The following is a 4015-nucleotide window of genomic DNA, read 5'->3' on the forward strand; positions in this document are numbered from 1 at the left end:
ATTTAATACAATTAGACCTACATTACATAAAAACTCTAAATCGTGAGCATTAATAAAAGGCCACGATTTAGAGCTTTTGTATATTTTATGATGTTTCTTCGTTATGCACCTTCCGTACCATAGTCTTCAATGGTTAGCTTTACATTATATTTGATTGGTGTCTTACTAAATACTTTATCCCAATCCTTTTCAACTTTCTTCCATACTTTTGGATACTTGATTTTCAAACGAGTATTAAAGCCAGCAACATCAGTTTTATATTCCTTTTGAATTTTTTGTAATGTATGTTTCACTAATCGCTTCACTTCTTGTTGGGCAGATTGCTCCGTCCTTTTGAGAAATGTATTTTTAAAAGCTTCCTCTGACTCAGACCAGTTTTCGGATAACCGGCCCACAGACTGCACATTGACATCGAATGAGATTTTATCCCCTTTAACATGGGGCGTAATTTTACTTTTCATAGATTTCACTTCATACATAACTAATTTTTTTGTCTTTTTATCATAACTTTTCACCAAGCCACTTTTCCCTTTTGCAGTTATCCACATTAAGCCTTCTAATTCATTCTCGTTTAAAAAACCACGAAGTTTTTTTGTACGCCCCTTAATTACAGCAGCACCTACATATTTCACTTCTCCGTTTATAGAAATCACATTTGGTAAAAGAAAACTCGCCCCAGATTTCACCTTTCCTGGTAGTTTAGCAAGCGGCATCGGTGGTAAAATTCGTGAGGATCTATATTGATTATCCTCGATATCAATCAAGCGAAATGCTGGAATTTCCCCTGGTTCTTTTGATTGTAACGCATCACTAGCTAGCCCTTTACTAACCATAATAAAACAACTAGGTCTCATCTCATTATCACGAACGTAGATGTCCAATAACTGCGTTAAATTATATGTTCGGGCGATACTTTCACTAACAACTATTACTTTCGTATGATGAAAAATGATAGGCCTTTGCCTTCTTAATGCAACTTCACGTATTGATTGATGAAGAGAATCTCCTGTTTCTGCAACATTCATATAAGCTTTTTGTTGTGATACTCCACCTTTGCCTCCGTCTGATGATGATTGTGCTTTAACAAATTGGTAGGTGGTTGTTATTAAATTCTTCTTTTTATATCCGCCGCCCTTTTCTTCAATTTCTTTCTCAATCTTTGTTTCTTTTTCTTTATCTACTGCTATACCTACGGCGAAACCTAACTCCTCAATTTCATGACTACTCCAGCATCCTGTAAGTAATAAGAGAAAAACGATTGATGTTATTCTTATAATAATTTTTCTACCTTTAACATTTTGGTTCATGCTTTTTTTTCCTCCCCTTCGAAATCATTAGGAGAAGAATCGGAAGAATACCAAATAATATTATCGCTGCGTTACTAATCAAATTTCCAAATTCAAATAACTCATTTATGTTTTTCGGAATTGCGGCAACGATATAAATTACTGGGAGTAATCCATACAAAAAGGAATGAATATTTTTATTAAAGAGCTGTGCTAACCCTAAAGCAGCTGCATAATAACAGATTGTATATGTTGCAAAGATTTGCATAATCCATATCACTAATAGCAAAGATTCGAACCGTTCAAAAATTAAACCTTGAATTTCAAAACTTCTCATAAGATCAATTGTAGGCCATGTTCTCATCAATACCCCATCGATAGAAAATGCACCAATAACCATTACAACTGTGATGACATAAAAAAATAAAGGAATCATAGTGCCAATTATTACAACCCTTACACCTTGAGATGGCTTCTTCATAAAGGCTAAAAGTAACAACATAATTTCAGCACCCGAATATGCCATAGTTGTTGTTTTTAGGCCTTTTAATGCCGGAACAATCCCTAATCCTAATACAGGACGAAGATTATCGAGTTCAAATATTCCTATACTCATAAAAGATGTCACTAAGAAAATAAAAACTGTAATTGGAAAAATAATTTCAAATAAACGTGCTATCGCATTTATTCCGCCTAAATTTAAATATAGACTTATCCACATGAATGGCATAATAATAGCCCAGTCAGGCGTACCTTCTAGTAGAAAGAAACTTGTTATACCTTCCAACGTTCTAAGTTCAAATGACGAAAGTGTAAAAAAGTAACTGATAATCAATAAACTAATTAACACCCCAAACCATTTCCCTACAAGTTCTTGGCTATATTGATAAAATGTTTTTTCAGGAAATTGTTGACTTAACTTCACGATAATTACACCCGCAACCATCGCAATTAATCCACCTAAAATAACAGTTATCCAAACATCAGGTGTATTCACTTTCTCAGCCGCGGTTCTAGGTAAAGTGAGAATTCCGATAGCAAGTATATAATTGATAAGAATAACAGCTGCTTGTGAAGTAGGAATTTTATCCTTTGAGTTAGTAATCATTCCTCTTCACTTCCTTTCCGTACATAGTCTTTTAAATTCAACATTTTTGGACGTCGCTTCATCATCTGAATTGGCATACGAACAATAAAATCCTTCCAATCGGTAAATTGATATAAGACAGCCGGGCTAGCATAAGGTACACCAAAACTTTTAAGCCTTGAAATATGACTGCATATAAATAAGAAAAATAGAATAACTCCATATAATCCGAATATAGCAGCGAAAAACATAGCTACAAAGCGAAGAATACGTAATGGAATTGCTGTACTATAATGAGAAAGTGCAAAAGAAGAAATAGCTGTGGCCGCCACAACAATTACCATTATTGGACTCACAATTCCAGCTGATACAGCTGATTGCCCAATGATTAATCCTCCTACAATTCCCATCGCTGAACCAATAGGCTTAGGTAGTCGTAGCCCTGCTTCTCGTAAAATTTCAATTGCAATTTCCATAAATAATCCTTCTATAATTGCAGGAAACGGGACGCCTTCTCGCCCTCCTATAATTGAAATGGCTAACTTAGTTGGAATCAATCCAGGATGGAATGAAATAAATGAAATGTACAGAGCGGGAGCAAATAGAGAAATAATAGCCGTTCCAAAGCGCAATAACCGAATCAGCGTACCTGGTATCCAGCGTTCATAATAATCTTCGGGTGATTGCATCATCATACTAAATGTAACCGGAACAATTAATACAAAAGGTGTTCCATCTAATAAAATTGCAACCCTTCCTTCCATTAATGCAGCGATAACTTTATCAGGACGTTCCGTACTCTGTACTTGCGGGAAAGGACTAAGATAATTATCTTCAATAAGTTGTTCTATATAACCTGATTCTGGCACATTATCAATATTAATTTTCTCAATTCTCTTCTTAACTTCTTCTACTAATTCTGGATCAGCAATCTCTTTCATAAAGGCAACAACCAAGTCTTTCTTAGCCCGTTCTCCTACATGAAATTTCACTAATGATAATCCTTCATTTTCACCGTGTAACCGTAACAAAGCAGTATTGTCCGATAAAACTTCTGTGAAACCTACCCGTGGACCCCTAACCGATCCCTCTGATATTGGCTCTTCAATATTACGTGTTTTTCCTTTTTTTGTATTAAGTATGAATACATCTGATAATCCATCAATTAATAATGCCGTTGAACCCATTAACACCTTTGACATCATTTTTTGCACAGATTGTACTTCTTCCACTCCACTAATAGGAAGAACTCGGTTTTTAATAAACTCTTTTGAAACACTATCTTTCATATTAGATGATTCATCTTTATACTCATCAGGAAAATTACACATTAATGATTTCATAATGTGCATATCAATAAGATCTTTATCTGACAGCCCTTCTACAAAAACAAGAACTGCGCGGATGCTAGTCCCGCCGATATTAAACTCTCGACAATAAACGTCCGAATTATCAAGAGCCTCTTTTTTTATTACCTCTAAATCTAAGTTGAAATCACCTGTAAAGTGGTTTTCAGAAACTTTTGTCGCGTTATTCTCATATGTATTTCCCTGTTCTTGGCTTTGATTAACTATTGAATCCTGCGCTTTCACCTTCATCACTCTTTCTCCAAAAAAGCTTCTTATACCACTCTTCTTTACAT

3 protein-coding genes are annotated in these 4015 nt (G+C 34.9%); all 3 read right to left on the reverse strand.

Going from position 1 to position 4015, the window contains the following annotated elements:
• Positions 1–101 precede the first annotated feature (101 nt).
• The 3 genes from AB3X48_RS18695 to AB3X48_RS18705 are packed head-to-tail and all read right to left on the reverse strand — an operon-like array spanning position 102 to position 3971.
• Positions 102–1307, reverse strand: a complete 1206-nt coding sequence (locus AB3X48_RS18695; RefSeq protein WP_016104825.1) for a Ger(x)C family spore germination protein — start codon at positions 1305–1307, stop codon at positions 102–104.
• On the reverse strand, positions 1291–2394 hold the full coding sequence (locus AB3X48_RS18700; protein WP_016104824.1) for a spore germination protein: 1104 nt from the start codon (positions 2392–2394) through the stop codon (positions 1291–1293). Before AB3X48_RS18700 ends, AB3X48_RS18695 begins: the two co-directional genes overlap by 17 nt.
• Positions 2391–3971 carry a spore germination protein gene (locus AB3X48_RS18705; RefSeq protein WP_016104823.1) on the reverse strand — a complete coding sequence of 527 codons (1581 nt, stop codon included), beginning with the start codon at positions 3969–3971 and terminating at the stop codon, positions 2391–2393. Before AB3X48_RS18705 ends, AB3X48_RS18700 begins: the two co-directional genes overlap by 4 nt.
• Between the last annotated feature and the right edge of the window lie 44 nt (positions 3972–4015).

Source organism: Bacillus sp. S4, from assembly GCF_040838205.1.
Classification (GTDB): domain Bacteria; phylum Bacillota; class Bacilli; order Bacillales; family Bacillaceae_G; genus Bacillus_A; species Bacillus_A cereus_U.

Bases quoted from the DNA above. Each gene is read 5' to 3' on its own strand.
- AB3X48_RS18700 (WP_016104824.1), bottom strand. From the start codon at position 2,394: ATGATTACTAACTCAAAGGATAAAATTCCTACTTCACAAGCAGCTGTT.
- AB3X48_RS18705 (WP_016104823.1), bottom strand. From the start codon at position 3,971: ATGAAGGTGAAAGCGCAGGATTCAATAGTTAATCAAAGCCAAGAACAG.
- AB3X48_RS18695 (WP_016104825.1), bottom strand. From the start codon at position 1,307: ATGAACCAAAATGTTAAAGGTAGAAAAATTATTATAAGAATAACATCA.